The sequence below is a fragment of the Paucisalibacillus globulus DSM 18846 genome, from assembly GCF_000482485.1.
Taxonomy (GTDB): domain Bacteria; phylum Bacillota; class Bacilli; order Bacillales; family Amphibacillaceae; genus Ornithinibacillus; species Ornithinibacillus globulus.
Genome location: NZ_KI519439.1, coordinates 39,795 through 53,959 on the forward strand (window position 1 = coordinate 39,795; position 14,165 = coordinate 53,959).

Annotated in this window: 18 protein-coding genes; 17 read left to right on the forward strand and 1 reads right to left on the reverse strand. The window is 37.5% G+C overall.

What is annotated here, in order from left to right; genetic code table 11:
* Positions 1 to 225 precede the first annotated feature (225 nt).
* From murQ to K332_RS0118765, 14 genes are all read left to right on the forward strand, one after another.
* Entirely contained in the window at positions 226 to 1,137 is a 912-nt protein-coding gene (gene murQ / locus K332_RS0118700) for an N-acetylmuramic acid 6-phosphate etherase (protein ID WP_026908846.1), read from the forward strand.
* Positions 1,138 to 1,156: 19 nt separating this feature from the next.
* Entirely contained in the window at positions 1,157 to 2,104 is a 948-nt protein-coding gene (locus K332_RS0118705; RefSeq protein WP_026908847.1) for a GNAT family N-acetyltransferase, read from the forward strand.
* A 103-nt stretch (positions 2,105 to 2,207) separates the two neighbouring features.
* Complete coding sequence (locus K332_RS0118710) at positions 2,208 to 3,077, forward strand: MurR/RpiR family transcriptional regulator (RefSeq protein WP_026908848.1); 870 nt, start codon at positions 2,208 to 2,210, stop codon at positions 3,075 to 3,077.
* Between the two features lie 104 nt (positions 3,078 to 3,181).
* Positions 3,182 to 4,138, forward strand: coding sequence for a GNAT family N-acetyltransferase (locus K332_RS0118715; RefSeq protein ID WP_026908849.1), 957 nt, complete (start codon positions 3,182 to 3,184; stop codon positions 4,136 to 4,138).
* Positions 4,138 to 5,184, forward strand: a complete 1,047-nt coding sequence (locus tag K332_RS0118720) for a serine hydrolase domain-containing protein (protein ID WP_026908850.1) — start codon at positions 4,138 to 4,140, stop codon at positions 5,182 to 5,184. The genes K332_RS0118715 and K332_RS0118720 overlap by 1 nt, the downstream gene beginning before the upstream one ends.
* Positions 5,185 to 5,203: 19 nt before the next feature.
* Positions 5,204 to 5,743, forward strand: a complete 540-nt coding sequence (locus K332_RS0118725; protein WP_036689368.1) for a ribonuclease FAU-1 family protein — start codon at positions 5,204 to 5,206, stop codon at positions 5,741 to 5,743.
* 301 nt (positions 5,744 to 6,044) lie between these two features.
* Positions 6,045 to 6,425, forward strand: coding sequence for a CPBP family intramembrane glutamic endopeptidase (locus tag K332_RS0118730; RefSeq protein WP_169727375.1), 381 nt, complete (start codon positions 6,045 to 6,047; stop codon positions 6,423 to 6,425).
* An 18-nt stretch (positions 6,426 to 6,443) separates the two neighbouring features.
* Positions 6,444 to 6,902 (forward strand): ASCH domain-containing protein, encoded by a 459-nt coding sequence (locus K332_RS0118735; protein ID WP_026908853.1) that lies wholly within the window; start codon positions 6,444 to 6,446, stop codon positions 6,900 to 6,902.
* Between the two features lie 218 nt (positions 6,903 to 7,120).
* Entirely contained in the window at positions 7,121 to 7,315 is a 195-nt protein-coding gene (locus K332_RS0118740; RefSeq protein WP_026908854.1) for a hypothetical protein, read from the forward strand.
* A 155-nt stretch (positions 7,316 to 7,470) separates the two neighbouring features.
* Positions 7,471 to 7,725 (forward strand): hypothetical protein, encoded by a 255-nt coding sequence (locus K332_RS0118745; RefSeq protein ID WP_026908855.1) that lies wholly within the window; start codon positions 7,471 to 7,473, stop codon positions 7,723 to 7,725.
* A gap of 87 nt (positions 7,726 to 7,812) precedes the next feature.
* Complete coding sequence (locus K332_RS0118750) at positions 7,813 to 8,217, forward strand: hypothetical protein (protein ID WP_051359532.1); 405 nt, start codon at positions 7,813 to 7,815, stop codon at positions 8,215 to 8,217.
* A gap of 97 nt (positions 8,218 to 8,314) precedes the next feature.
* Entirely contained in the window at positions 8,315 to 8,665 is a 351-nt protein-coding gene (locus K332_RS0118755) for a VOC family protein (RefSeq protein WP_026908857.1), read from the forward strand.
* 51 nt (positions 8,666 to 8,716) lie between these two features.
* Positions 8,717 to 9,127, forward strand: a complete 411-nt coding sequence (locus K332_RS22895; RefSeq protein WP_051359533.1) for a hypothetical protein — start codon at positions 8,717 to 8,719, stop codon at positions 9,125 to 9,127.
* A 12-nt stretch (positions 9,128 to 9,139) separates the two neighbouring features.
* Entirely contained in the window at positions 9,140 to 9,424 is a 285-nt protein-coding gene (locus tag K332_RS0118765; protein ID WP_156914232.1) for a hypothetical protein, read from the forward strand.
* 401 nt (positions 9,425 to 9,825) lie between these two features.
* Here K332_RS0118765 and K332_RS0118770 read toward each other — a convergent pair whose 3' ends face one another.
* On the reverse strand, positions 9,826 to 10,638 hold the full coding sequence (locus K332_RS0118770) for an alpha/beta fold hydrolase (RefSeq protein WP_026908859.1): 813 nt from the start codon (positions 10,636 to 10,638) through the stop codon (positions 9,826 to 9,828).
* Positions 10,639 to 10,893: 255 nt separating this feature from the next.
* Between K332_RS0118770 and K332_RS0118775 the strand changes: the two genes are divergently transcribed.
* The 3 genes from K332_RS0118775 to K332_RS0118785 all read left to right on the forward strand — a co-directional run bounded on the left by K332_RS0118775 (position 10,894) and on the right by K332_RS0118785 (position 13,990).
* Positions 10,894 to 12,174: an ABC transporter substrate-binding protein gene (locus tag K332_RS0118775; RefSeq protein ID WP_425414468.1), complete on the forward strand. Its 1,281-nt coding sequence runs from the start codon at positions 10,894 to 10,896 to the stop codon at positions 12,172 to 12,174.
* A gap of 67 nt (positions 12,175 to 12,241) precedes the next feature.
* Positions 12,242 to 13,135, forward strand: a complete 894-nt coding sequence (locus K332_RS0118780) for a carbohydrate ABC transporter permease (RefSeq protein ID WP_026908861.1) — start codon at positions 12,242 to 12,244, stop codon at positions 13,133 to 13,135.
* A 12-nt stretch (positions 13,136 to 13,147) separates the two neighbouring features.
* On the forward strand, positions 13,148 to 13,990 hold the full coding sequence (locus K332_RS0118785) for a carbohydrate ABC transporter permease (RefSeq protein ID WP_026908862.1): 843 nt from the start codon (positions 13,148 to 13,150) through the stop codon (positions 13,988 to 13,990).
* Positions 13,991 to 14,165 lie beyond the last annotated feature (175 nt).

The following is a 14,165-nucleotide window of genomic DNA, read 5'->3' on the forward strand; positions in this document are numbered from 1 at the left end:
GGATTATCGGCCAAATTTGGAGAATATCCGCCGTTAATTGGTAATATCAGCCAAATCCTGCAAATATCAGCCGTTAATCAAGAACATCAGCCAAATCCTGCAAAAATCGGCCGTTAATCAAGAACATCAGCCAAAACTGGCAAAAATCGGCCGTTAATCAAGAACATCAGCCAAAACCAAACAATGCCCTCTTCCCATCAACCAAAAGAAATAAAATAGGATGGTATGCGAATGAAAAAACTATCAGCTTTGACTACAGAAATGAGAAATACGCATTCGATGACAATTGATAATATGTCCACTGAGGAGATATTATCGGTGATTAATAATGAGGATATGAAAGTGGCCCTTGCCGTTCAACAGGTTTTGCCAGAGGTTGAGAGAGCAGTGGAGAAGGTCTATCAATCTTTGAAAAATGGTGGAAGATTATTTTATGTTGGGGCAGGTACTAGTGGAAGGCTAGGGATCTTGGATGCTGTGGAATGCCCGCCAACATTCAGTACGCCCCCGGACCTCATACAAGCTGTCATGGCAGGAGGTACGAAGGCAATTGAAAAAGCTGTGGAAGGTGCCGAAGATAGTGAAGAGCTAGGTGCAAGTAACTTAGAGGAAAAAGGATTAACAGAAATAGATGTAGTAGTTGGGATTGCAGCAAGTGGCCGTACACCGTATGTAGTTGGGGCTTTAAAATATGCACAAAAGATTGGTGCTGCTACAGTTAGTCTTACTAGCAATAAAAATGCAGTGATCAGTCAATTTGCCGAAGTAAATATTGAAGTAGATACAGGTCCAGAGGTGATTACTGGTTCTACAAGAATGAAAGCAGCCACTGCACATAAACTGATTCTCAATATGTTAACAACTACTACGATGATTAAAATTGGTAAAGTATATGAAAACCTTATGGTAGATGTAAAAGTAAGCAATCATAAACTGAAACAACGTGCAATTAATATCGTATCTACGATTACAAATGTATCGTATGAAAAAGCAAAGGAAACATTAGAGCAATCGAATAATGAAGTAAAGCCGGCAATTGTAATGATAAAAGCAGATGTATCATTAGAGGAAGCAAAGAATGCCATTCAATCAGCAAATGGCTTTGTACGTAAAGCAATCGAAATCGCTGGCAATTAGCAATAGAGGGGGATTCTACATGCTAACATATCGTACCTATCAATCTGGTGACGAGGTCAACATTGTTCATCTATGGAACAAGAGTCTACCAAAAGACCCAATAACAACTAAACGATTTCGTAATTTAGTATTATTGGATGCTAACTTTGATCCAAAAGGACTTTGTCTAGCTTTTGATGAAGAAAAGTTAGTAGGAGGTGTTTACGGATTACGGAGACTTCTACCGATGATTGGAACAGAGCTAGAAGAAGAAAATGGCTGGATTACCTTCTTTTTCGTTGATTCTGAATACCACCAACAAGGTATTGGTTCAGAATTACTGAAGCAAGTGGAAACATTTTTTAAAGATAAGAATCGAAAAACAATATTCTTTGCTTCTTATGCGCCAAACTATATTTTACCAGGAATAGATGAGGAAATGTATCCAGAGGCATTTGAATTTTTGCAGAGTAATGGTTACCAAAAACTATATTCACCAGTTGCAATGGACCGTAATTTATTAGATTTTCAGCTAACAGAAGAGATAAAGGAATTGAAAAAGAAGCGGGAAGCAGAAGGGTATACTATTTCTATTGCGGAAGATAAGGACTTATACGAAGTTATACAATTTGCGAATAAAGTATTTAACCCGGACTGGGGTCGGGCAATTCGGGAAGGTTTACTACAAGTATTACAAATGGAAAGGGTTTTAATTGCCAGACACCAGGAAGAATTGGTAGGATTTTGTTTATATGGCGGTTATGAAGGAATACCTGAACGATTCGGTCCATTCGGTGTGGATCCAAATCAACAAGGTAAAGGTCTTGGGAAGCTTTTACTTTATGAGTGCTTATTCCAAATGAAGGCAGAGGGACTACATAATGCATGGTTCCTTTGGACAGGGGAAAAGAGTTCTGCCGGCCATTTGTATCTAAAAACAGGATTTCATATTACACGGAAATTCCATGTAATGAAAAAGGATATATAAGTAATTAGGAAAATATAAAAAACCTTTCCGCCGACATAAGAAAAACTACCATATTCCCTAAAGAACAGGGAATATGAGTTTTTCTAAGAAAAGAGATGATTTGATGTCCTATATGACTGGTGGGTTAACGATGCTGACGGAAATGTTACCAACGTTACCTCCCTCAGAGAAAAAAATTGCAGCGTTTATTATTAAACAGCCAGAAGAGGCGATAAAGCTTACTGCTCAGGAACTGGGGAAAAGAAGTGATACGAGTGGGGCTGCGGTTATTCGACTGTGTAAATCTTTAGATTTGAAGGGATTCCAAGATTTGAAGTTTCGAATCGCAGGGGATTTACAAAAATCAACAGATGAAGGATTCCGTGATGTAAAGCCGGATGAAGGATTACAGTCTATCATTGAAAAAATGACGACAAATAGTATTCAAACGATAAAGGAAACAGCGGAACTTATACAGATAGATGAATTAGAGAAGGCAGTACAGCAATTGCTGCATGCGAAGAAGATTCACTTTATTGGGGTTGGAGCGTCGGGGATTATTGCCCAAGATGCCCAGCAAAAGTTTTTGCGAATCAATAAGACAGTCTACGCCTTTTCAGATATTCATATGGCTGCAACCCTTGTCGCAAATGGCGATGAGGATGATGTTGTTGTTGGTATTTCTTTCTCAGGTGAAACAAATGAAGTTGCAAAAGTTTTAGAATTAGCGAAACAAAAGAAGATGAAGACGATAAGTTTAACCCGCTATGGTAGCTCTAAAGTGACAGAACAAGCAGATATTAGACTCTATACTTCTGCAACAAGAGAGCCAACATTCAGAAGTGGTGCGACCTCATCTCGTATCGGACAATTACAAGTAATTGATATTTTGTTCATGCGAGTGGCTACATTGAAATATGATGAGACAGTGGAATATATCGATGTAACAAGGGACGCTATAAATTTTATTACCCAAAACGGCAAGAAAAAATAAGAAAATAGGCTAACTCCATAAGGGTTGGCTTATTTTTGGTAGGTAGGAAAGTATATGACCTAACCCCGCACGTGGAGAAATTTCTACCTTGAGGAGGATAAAAAATGAGATATTTGACATGGCATATTGAAAGATTGGATGAATTAGTTGCCTTGTGGAACAAGGAATTACACGTTAGTTTACCAATGAGGAAAGAATTGTTTAAACAAAATAGTTTTCTGGATAAAAATATTTCCTATGAAGGTTCACGTATGGTTGTAAATGACGATGATGAGGTAATTGGCTTTATTATCGTGAAGTACTTTAAAGAAAAGACCCAAGTAAACATGCGGGATGATGTTGGCTGGATACAAGCCATTTTAGTAGATTCTGAATATCGTCATAGAGGAATTGGCAGTGAACTCCTTAAACATGCAGAAGCCATTTTAACACAAAGAGGGTTAAAGCAAATTCTTCTTGGTAGGGATATGTATCATTATCTTCCTGGAATTCCTAGTGAAGATCAGCAAACAAGAACATGGTTTGAGAAGAGAGACTATAAGCATTTTCAATCAGATGTAGACATGACGCGATCCTATGATTCTAGCGAAGAAATTTATTGGCCGAGTAAACCAAATGTGGAATTTAGTATCGTACAAGAAACTGAGAAAGAAGATTTACTACACTTTCTACATCGCTGTTTCCCTGGTAGATGGGAGCATGAGGCGGTCCATTATTTTGAAAAAGGTGGAACAGGTCGTGAATTTGTTGTTTTGAAGGAGAACGGCGAAATTATTGGATTTTGTAGAATAAATGATTCGAAGTCTCCAATTACAATGGGAAATATTAACTGGGCACCTCTTTTCAATCATGAATTAGGTGGCGTTGGTCCACTTGGTGTGGATTCGGAAAAACGAAAAAATGGCTATGGTCTAGCTATTGTTCAAGCTGGTATTGCTTTTCTTCGTGAACGAGGGGTTAACCAGATTGTGATTGATTGGACGGGACTCATTGATTTTTATCGGAAATTAGGCTATGACGTTTGGAAAAGTTATGAAGCCTATCAAAAGGAGATTGGATGATGCAGGAAAAAGTAATTGCTTTTTTACAAAATGAAGTGGAATTGAACCATATTCCAGGAGCTGTTATTCATGTCTCCCATAAAGGTCAAGTAATCATGAAGGAAGCGGTTGGAAATCGTGTTGTTTTCCCTGAAAAAGCACCGATGCAGTTTAATACTGTTTTTGACCTTGCTTCGATGACGAAGGTCGTTGCTACTTTGCCAGCGATTTTAAAGCTTATGGATGAAGGAGAAATTCGATTGGATGATCGAGTGTCTCATTTCCTACCTGCATTTGGTCAAACAGGAAAAGAAGAACTAACTTTAAGGCACTTGCTTACCCATACGTCGGGATTACCATCACATATTGAATATTTTAGGGAAAATTTGAATACCAATCAGATTTTGGAACGTATATATAAACAGTCACTAGATTATACGACAGGCGAAAAGGTAGTCTATAGTGATCTTGGATTAATAACACTGTATAACGTGGTGGAGACTGTGACCAGCGAAAAGTTTACAGACTTTGTTGGCCGTGAGATTTTTACTCCATTGGAAATGGTTGAAACGGGTTACAATCCTACCTTTGCAAATGAACGTTATGCGGTTACGGAGTTTAGTGAAATGCTCGGGGACTATAAAACTGGCAAAGTGCATGACGAGAATACCGAGTCCATGGGTGGTATTAGTGGACATGCTGGACTGTTTGCTCCAATTGGAGATTTGGCTAAATTTGCACAAATGATTGAGAATAACGGTGTGTATAATGGGAAGCGGATCTTATCAGAAGCTGCATTACATCTATCACGAAAAAACTATACAGGCTTTGATGCAGAACATCGTGGACTGGGATGGATTTTGAAAAGTCCAACCTATTCGTCCTGTGGTGATTATTTTTCTGAACGTTCTTATGGTCATACCGGTTTTACTGGTACTAGTATTTGGTTTGATCCGGAGGTTGAGTTACACGTGATTCTATTAACAAACCGAGTGCATTTTGGTAGAAAGCCTGCTATTTTACGATTACGCCCTAGATTGCATAATATTATTCGTTCAAACCTTTAAAAGAAAAGGAAGTGTTGATTTGCTGAAGCGAAAGTTTGGAAATCATCAAGATTGGCAGCGGATTACAAAGCGGAGGTATGCGCAAGAGTATTTAGACACAGATAACTTCACTGGGTATGTTACCTTAATTGATATGGTTAAAGTTAGCGAGCCTCTTCATGTTTCCTATGGAGAACGAGAAGTCTGTTTAGTAGACGATGGGTACATGTGGCTTCGGCAATTTCCTTTTGGTAATAACCATACGGTGACAACCACTTTTGATCAAAAAGGGAATATCGTACAGTGGTATATTGATATTTGCCAACCATACGAAGTGGAAAATGGGGTCCCAATAATTGATGATTTGTTTTTGGATATTGTTATACTGCCAACAGGAGAAGTTTTCCTACTGGATGAGGACGAGTTGGAAGAGGCACTTGATTCAAATGTGATTAATCGAGAATTATATAGAATAGTATGGCAAGAGGCTAAACGACTGATGAAGTTGATTGAAGAAAATAAGTTAAAACTACTAGAACTCGCTGATGTACATAGGAATAGTTTAGTAGAAGTATTATAAAATCCTATTTAAGGGGGGAAAACTCATTACATCTTCTATACATAAACATTATTTCTGGATTTACTTTATCGTTTTTTATATCGTTTGGCTAATTCGTGAACTTTTGTTGGTTGATTTTTTGAATGCAATGGATCCGACCTTGAGTGCGTTTTTGGGTGCGTTGATCAAAGTTTTCGTGTGGATAGTTCCAGTTATTTTGCTGATTAAATTTGTTGAGAAGAAATCCCCCCTTTCCTTTTTGGGATTAAAGGAAGATTTCAGGAGGGGGTTAGTTTGGGCATGTTGGATATCACTCTTATTAGTGAGTTATTTCATCGTACAAAATCTGATCCTAACTCAATCCGAATGGGATTTTAATCTAGGATTTGATAAGTGGCTGAATGTAATTATTCTAGTTGGGATTACAGAGGAGATTGTATTTCGCGGTTTTCTGTTGAAGAAGCTAATGCAGCGGATTACCTTTTGGAAGGCAAATACGATTACCGCTTTTCTATTTTTAACGATTCATTTTCCAATATGGTATAGGAATGGGTTGTTCGAAAGTCCTGGGATTCTGTTAACCTGTATGAATGTATTAATAATAGGTTTTATTTTCGGGGTCATTTATAAAAAAACGAATTCTCTTTGGTCTGTTATTATCATTCATTCTGTCTACAATCTTTGTATATCCATATTTATGTAGAAAGCTAGGTGTTTTAGGTTGAACAATAAATCAGTCTTAGAACTATGGGAAGCATATAAGAAAGTTAATCCAAACGCCCCAGAAAAGTATGAAGCATGGGCATTTGGCAATTCTAAAGAACTGGCTGATAAACTGCTTGGATTAGTCCTTGAGGGTGCAAAAACAGCTACGGCATCGAATTTCAACCTGTTTGGTGGGGAAAATGAGCCTGTACCAAAAGTTGGTGACTTAAGTATTATCCTTAATGGGGACGAGAAAGCGGTAGCCGTAATTGAAACAACCGCTATTGACATCGTTCCATTCGATGAGGTTACAGAGGAATTTGCTTATTTAGAAGGAGAAGGGGACCGTTCTTTAACCTATTGGCGAGACGTTCATGAATGGTTCTTCAAGAAAGAGTTAGAAGGAACGGATCAAGCATTTCATGATAAACTCCCTGTTGTTTGTGAAGAGTTTAAAGTTGTGTTTAAAAAGTAAATCGTTCCGTTACCATAGAGAAACATTACAAATAGCACCCCAATTCGATGATGACAACAGGTATTGTTAGCATTTGGATTAAGGTGCTATTTGTTTTTTTAGAAAAACAAGGTCCAGTATCATTATATGGTAAAATGTAGGTGGCTATATAAAATATTGAATTTTCTATTAGCGGACAGGATTGTTTAATATATGAGCAAAAAACAGGGGGATGTGTTATGAGACAATTAACAATTGCTAAAATGAAAAATTATACACTGATATTATTAGGGATTTCGATTGTAATTATTGGATCACTATTTTATCTAGAGAAAGTTGAAAATGAGAGACAACATAAATTATTTTTGAATCGTTTCTATGCCGAATTGCATATTATTGAGGTAACTAATAATAGTGAATTACTATATAATTAATCTTACCTAATGAAGTTATACTTAAAGTAAAAGTTGCGTTAATGAAATAAGAAAACCTCATACTGATGGGTCTTTTTTACAAATTGATTTTGGAATATTAGGTTAATAGGAAAACTGGTAATATACAAAGCAATAAAAAGGAGGTCTATTGATAAGTGAAAGTTCTTGAATTAAAACCAATATTGCTTATACAAATAGTCACTACAGTACTAGCCTTGGGTTTATTTGTTTACCTCGCCATTACAGATAATATGGTAGTCGCTCCACTCTTTTTCATGTCACTTAGCTTATGTTTTTTGATAAGTGGTTTTCGGTTGTATAAGAAGAACAGAATTGTTGCCCAAAAAGTTGTTTTCTACATTGTTGGTATTATATTATTCATCATTGCACTTCAAGATTTAACATTATAAATGTCCTATATATATGTTTTCCTTAAAGAAGGAAACACACCTTTTATGTTGAAATAACATGACGATTCTTAAAGAGGGGTTGGTAATATGAGTAAAAGCATTCGAGTTGCTATATCGATATTTCTTTTCATTCCATTGGTTTTTCTCATCATCAATTGGATAAGGAATCTAATTGATCCGAGTAGCTTTACACTGGAGGCGAAGATGTATTTAGGATATCTCATTACCTTGTTAAGTGTTGCTATAGCTTACTTATTCAGTGTGGGTAAGGATAAAAAAAGAAAATGCCAGATATGGGGTGTTGCAATTATCTTAGTAATATCTGCACCCCTGTCTTACTCCATTGGGTTTAGTTATGCGATACTTGAGGGAAGTGGCTTTGCAGCATTGCTTATGTTATATGTATTTCCATTTTTATTTCTCACAGGAGTTATTCTCTTGTTGATTGGTATTTTTATAAAGGATAAGACCAGACCAATCCAAGATAGATAAGAAAAGAGTCTTAGGTTTTTATGTTGTGAATTATCTGATTTTTTAAACCTATTCATGTTACTATGGAATTATTATGAAAAAGAAAGGGATGTTTGTTATGGGAAGAATTGTAGGATTTGAGATTAGTAGCCAGGATCCAGAAAGAGCAGTAGCATTCTATGAAGCGGTGTTCGGTTGGGAAATTGCAGAACCAAAATGGGATTATTGGGCAGTGTCAACAAAAGGTGATTCCGGTAGCTCTATTCAGGGTGGTATTAGCAAAGGTCCTAGTGACTATCCACATGGTACTAGGATCCAAATAGAAGTGGATTCCATTGAGGAGACGATTCTTAAAGCTACAGAATACGGTGCACAAGTAGTGAGAGAGAAAATGGAGTTTGATGAATTCTTTCTAGCTTATTTAGTGGACCCAACAGGTGTTGGCTTTGGACTTTTTCAATCGAAATAGTCAAAGGAGAGCTTTTAGTGAAAAAAATTTTCATGATTTTAATATTTTTTTTTGTTAGTTGGATGTAGTCAGAACCCGGAACTAGATTCAGTAGGAACTCCACCACCTGTATCTTTAGAAGTTGGTGATGAACAGTACAGTATGACGATGGGAGGCTTTAGTTGGACAAAAAAAGGTCGTATTTCTTCTATAACTTCTACAACTGATGCCCCTTCGCCAAATCAGATGGCATTTAATATGGAACCCGTTTTAGTAGATGGAGAAAGTGAAGTCACGATTAATACAACTGGTGACCCGTACTTGTCTGTATATCTTTGGAACGAAGATGCTATGGATAAGGAAATTCCTCTTCAAGAGAATCAATTTACTCTACCTAACGAAGCAGGACGGTATATATATGAAGTTTTTGCCGAATGGGCAGAGGGGGAGGGCTCTTATACGATAGTATTTGAGGTCGAATAAATGGGGGGAGATATGCCTCCAAGTGATTACCAGCTTGAATTTATCTTAGAAGATGGAGAGAACATGGACTATTCATTATGGGGTGATCCAGATTCATCTACTATTCTAGAGAATTCTACATTAGAATATGTTGAATTAGCTCATTCAGATACGGGAAAGTTGAACCAGGTTGTGACAGAATTTGATGCTAGTGGGACTAACCATTTTAATTTCTACTATTTTGCCATGGCCATTCCATTACTTATTGTTATTCCTATGTTGATTGATATAGTAGTAAGGAAACGTAGAGTAAAGTAGAGAAGGTTTGTCCCTCTTAAACAAATACAGGAAAATAAGCATTATGAAATTGTAGGTTTTTAATGATTTTACACGGTTACATATTACGAGGAGATTATAAAAACCAATTGATTATTGTTAATAGTGTCGGATTGTTATTAATGGTCCATTATAAAAGAAGGAGAGTGTATAACAAATTGTCTAGTATAGGAATTTTTGGCTCTTTAATATCCTTGATTATTATAATTATTCCTATCGCTATCGTAGTTTTTCTCTTGGTGTGGACCCATCCAATTAAAACGAATAGCGAGATACAAGTTCAACAGAATCAAAGGCTAATCGACTTGTTAGAGGAACTAAATAATACATAACAAAGTGCCATTTCTACCCTAGATTAGGGTGAGGAATGGCACTTTTTCAAATTACTTCAATGAAATAAAGTTTTCTAGTATACTATTAAACTTCTCAGCATGCTCCCAGAACATCATATGCCCACCAAGCACTTCTATTTTGGTTTCTAATGAAAGGAATTTTGTAAATTCAACCGCCGTCTCTGCCCAGTGTTCGGCAACTACCGTCAATGTTGGCAGTGTCTCATATACTTGCTTTGCCTCTTTTCGATAATCAGAGAACATTCCCGACGCAAAAAGGTTACCAGCAATATAGTATGGTGTTTTCATTGATTGTTCCACTAGCCAAGTTAACTCTCCCTTATTTAAATCACGTTGAATCATTACTCCAGTTATGTATGCCTCGATAAACTCACGTTGCCCTTGTGGGGTTCTAAGAGAATTCGTATAAATAGCGGCAATATCATCAAGTGCCCCCTCAACCCAATCTTCTGCCTGAACGGATAAAGACTTAGGTGGCATATCCACAAAAACCATTGATTTCATACGTTCTGTTCCATATTGCTTAACATATTCCCATGCAGTAAGACAGCCAAAGGACCAACCAACAAGTGTTACATTGGTTACATCTAACTGCTTGAGCACACTAGCTAAATCAGAACCATGTGTGACGTAATCATTTCCATGGACGGTAATGGTGGACCTACCATGACTTCTCGGGTCGATGACGATAACGCGATTTGTCTTAGAAAAATAATCTACTTGTTTCTCAAAGACCTCAGTAGTAAAGGTAAATCCTGGTATAAATACGATTGGTTCACCTACCCCAACATCCTGCACAAAAAGCTCGACTCCAGGGTCAACCTCGATATAGTTACCTGACATTGTTAACACTCCTTCTAACTCTAGTTAATAAAATATATTGCTTAAAAGAAGTAATAGAACGGAATGTCTTTGTTTTCCAAAAAAGTAGGAGAGATTTTTTCTAGCATGTATTCGAAAGTTGTACATATATTTTTACTGAGAAAGAAGGGTGGAATGTAATACTTTACGCCTGGATTTTGTAAATAAGTATAAAAAGGGGGTTAATTCGTGAGAGTCAAAAGGCGTTTATTACTGATGTTAATGATGGCTTTTCTAATGGCATTTACCGTTGCGTGTTCGGACGATGATGACGATTCTAGTTCAAATGTTGGTACGGATGGAGAAATTGCCGGGGATTTGGAGATCCAGTATTTTGTTGGAGGTTACGGTGATTCATGGTGGAAAGAGGTTATTGCTGATTTTAAAGAAGCATATCCAGATGTGAATATCATCGAACATGCCGGGCCAAATATCAACGAAGAAATGCGTTCCAGATGGGTATCCAATGATCCGCCTGATGTGGTGTACATTGATGGTGCAGGTTCCAGTGAAACACAAATGGTGGAAGACGGGCAGTTAATGGATTTGACTGACTGGCTAGCTGGCATTGATCTTGAAGGTGGAGATAAGCTTGCAGATAGTTTTATTGTAAAACCAGCGAATTATGATGGAAAAATTTATTCGTTACCACTTGTTTTTGATACATGGGGTACATGGTATGACAAGGCTTTATTTGAAGGAAATGGTTATACGATACCGACGAATTTTGATGAATTTATGGAATCCATGAGTGAAATTAAAGCTGGTGAAGGAATTGACCCGTTCGTAACGACTGGTCAACACCCGTATTATTTCCTTCGTGGGATGCTCTATCCTGCTTTTGCAGCAGCTGGTGGTGAGGAGCTATTAGCTGATGTCATTACTGGGAAAGAGGGCGCATGGTCCAGTGAACAAGTATTAGATATCATGACCCGTGTCGAGAAAATGGTGGATGAGGGCATGTTTGATTCTGGTTTAGGTGCATTAAACCATACCCAGTCTCAGATGAACTTCCTGCTCCATGAAAATGCCTTTATTCCAGTTGGATTCTGGTTACCGAATGAAATGAAAAATGATATTCCTGATGGATTTGATTTCGGGTTTATTCCATCACCAATGAATGCAGCAGGTGAAACGTATGCGATTGTACCAGATTTACGTCCATTAGCAATTGCTGAAGAAGCAGAAAATCCAGATGCTGCTAAAGCATTTGTAGAATTTGTTTTTACGAGAGAATATGCTAGTTCCTTCTCCGGACATACGGGTGCAATTATGAATTTAAATGGGGTTGACTTATCCCAAAATGAAGATGTCCCAGTATACTTAACCGAAGCAAATGCAATGATCAATGATCCAGCTGTTGTACAAATTTACGAAAAGCCACATCCAATGAGTGCCGATTTAGAAACACCAATTGGAAATGCATTGATCTCTTTAATGCTTGGCAATATGACTGCAGAAGAATTTATTGCTGAAGCAGAGAAGGCAGCAGGGGAATACCGTGCAGGATTAGAATAACAGATCGGGAAACAGTCCCTCACGATGTACAGTGATGGGGGACTGTCCCCCAAAGGAAGTGATTCGGGTGGTACAGTCTAAAAAGCAAAAATATACGTTTTTGGCTTTCTGCTTAGTTCCGACATTTATTATGTTTGCTATTTTTACCTTGTATCCGTTGTTTAGTGGACTTTATTATTCGTTTTTCGATTGGTCTGGATCGTCTAGTAATAGGGAATTTATTGGTTTTGCCAATTATATCAAGCTGTTTAAGGATACGATTATTCCCGATACCATTATCCACGATTATTTTCTAGTGGTGACAAAGATTATTGGGATTATGGTTCTTGCGATGTTCTTTGCGGTTGCACTTACACAATTGAAAATTAAAGAAGCACCGTTCTATCGAATCGTGTTCTTCTTTCCAAATATTATGTCTGTTGTAGTCATCGGGATTTTGTGGACGTTTATTTATAACCCTAGTTTGGGACTAGTCAATTCTGGTCTGGAGTTTTTGGGACTAGAAGAGTGGGTAAAGCCATGGCTCGGGGATGAAAAATGGGCACTTCCAAGCATTATACTTCCTGCTGTTTGGGCTGGAATCGGGCTTTTTATGTTGATGTTAATGGGCGGGATTGCCAATATCTCGAAAAGTTATTATGAAGCGGCTAGAATTGATGGTGCTTCAGAATGGCAACAGTTTTGGAAAATAACATTACCTCTTGTATGGCCACAAGTGAAAGTGTCTATCTTGTATATCGTCATCACGACATTAAATGGCTCCTTCATCCTTGTACAAGTAATGACAGGCGGTGGGCCGAATAATTCCACACATGTCATGGGCTCCTATTTATACCAACAAGCGTTCAAACAATATAATTTCGGTTACGGTGCCACTATTGGTGTGATGATTTTGGTATTGTCTCTAATAACCGTATTATTTTTCCAGTTTTTAATGAGAAGAGAAAAAGTAGAGTACTAAGGAGGGGTGGTCATGAGACGCAGTGTTGGAGAAATAATGGGCAGGACGGGCATACGGATACCGCTTATACTTTGGACAATTGCCGTGCTATATCCGATATTTTGGATGTTCCTAGGATCCTTTAAATCGAATGCAGAAATCTACCGCAATCCATGGGGATGGCCAGAAACATTTAATTTTGCAAACTTTACTCAAGCATGGTCGAATTATAATATTGATACAAGTGTTTTTAATAGTTTAATTGTTACACTTCTTGGGGCAATATTGACGTTAGTTCTAGCAACTCCCACTGCCTATGCGATTGAACGGATAAATTTTCGTGGCAGTAAGGTGCTGTTCACCGTATTTATTTCCGCAATGATGATTCCAATGGTGTTAGGGTGGATTCCGTTATTTTTCTTACTAGATGACTTGAATTTACTAGATAATATTTTTGGCCTAGTTATTGTGTATGCAGTTAGCCAATTGCCTTTCAGCATCTTTGTCCTAACAAGCTTTATGAGTACAATCCCGAAATCATTGGAAGAGTCCGCTGCGATTGATGGCCTCTCTCCTTATGGCATTTTATTTAAAATTGTTACCCCGTTATCGATGTCTGGAATAATTACGGTTACGATTATGAACTGTATCCAGTTTTGGAATGAGTATTTTATGGCGTTGATTTTCTTGCAAACAAAAACAAATTATACGCTTGCCTTGGCGATTGATTATATAAGTAATGAAGCGCAGTATACGAATGCTTGGGGAACTTTATTTGCGAGTCTGGTAATAGCGATTGTGCCGGTGATTTTTCTTTATGGGATTTTTCAGCGGAGGATTGCTAAGGGGATGACGGAAGGGGCTATTAAGGGATAGTAATTTAATTTAAATTTAGTAAGAATATACGTTCTGTATTGATTGGTGATATGCTATAATAAAAATAGCAATTATATAAGCATGGTGGGCGGTTGATCATCTCCTTTAGAAGGAGGTGGTAATATGACGATTTTCGAAGCACTAACCCTATCGGTACAAGTTGTTGTAGCATTTA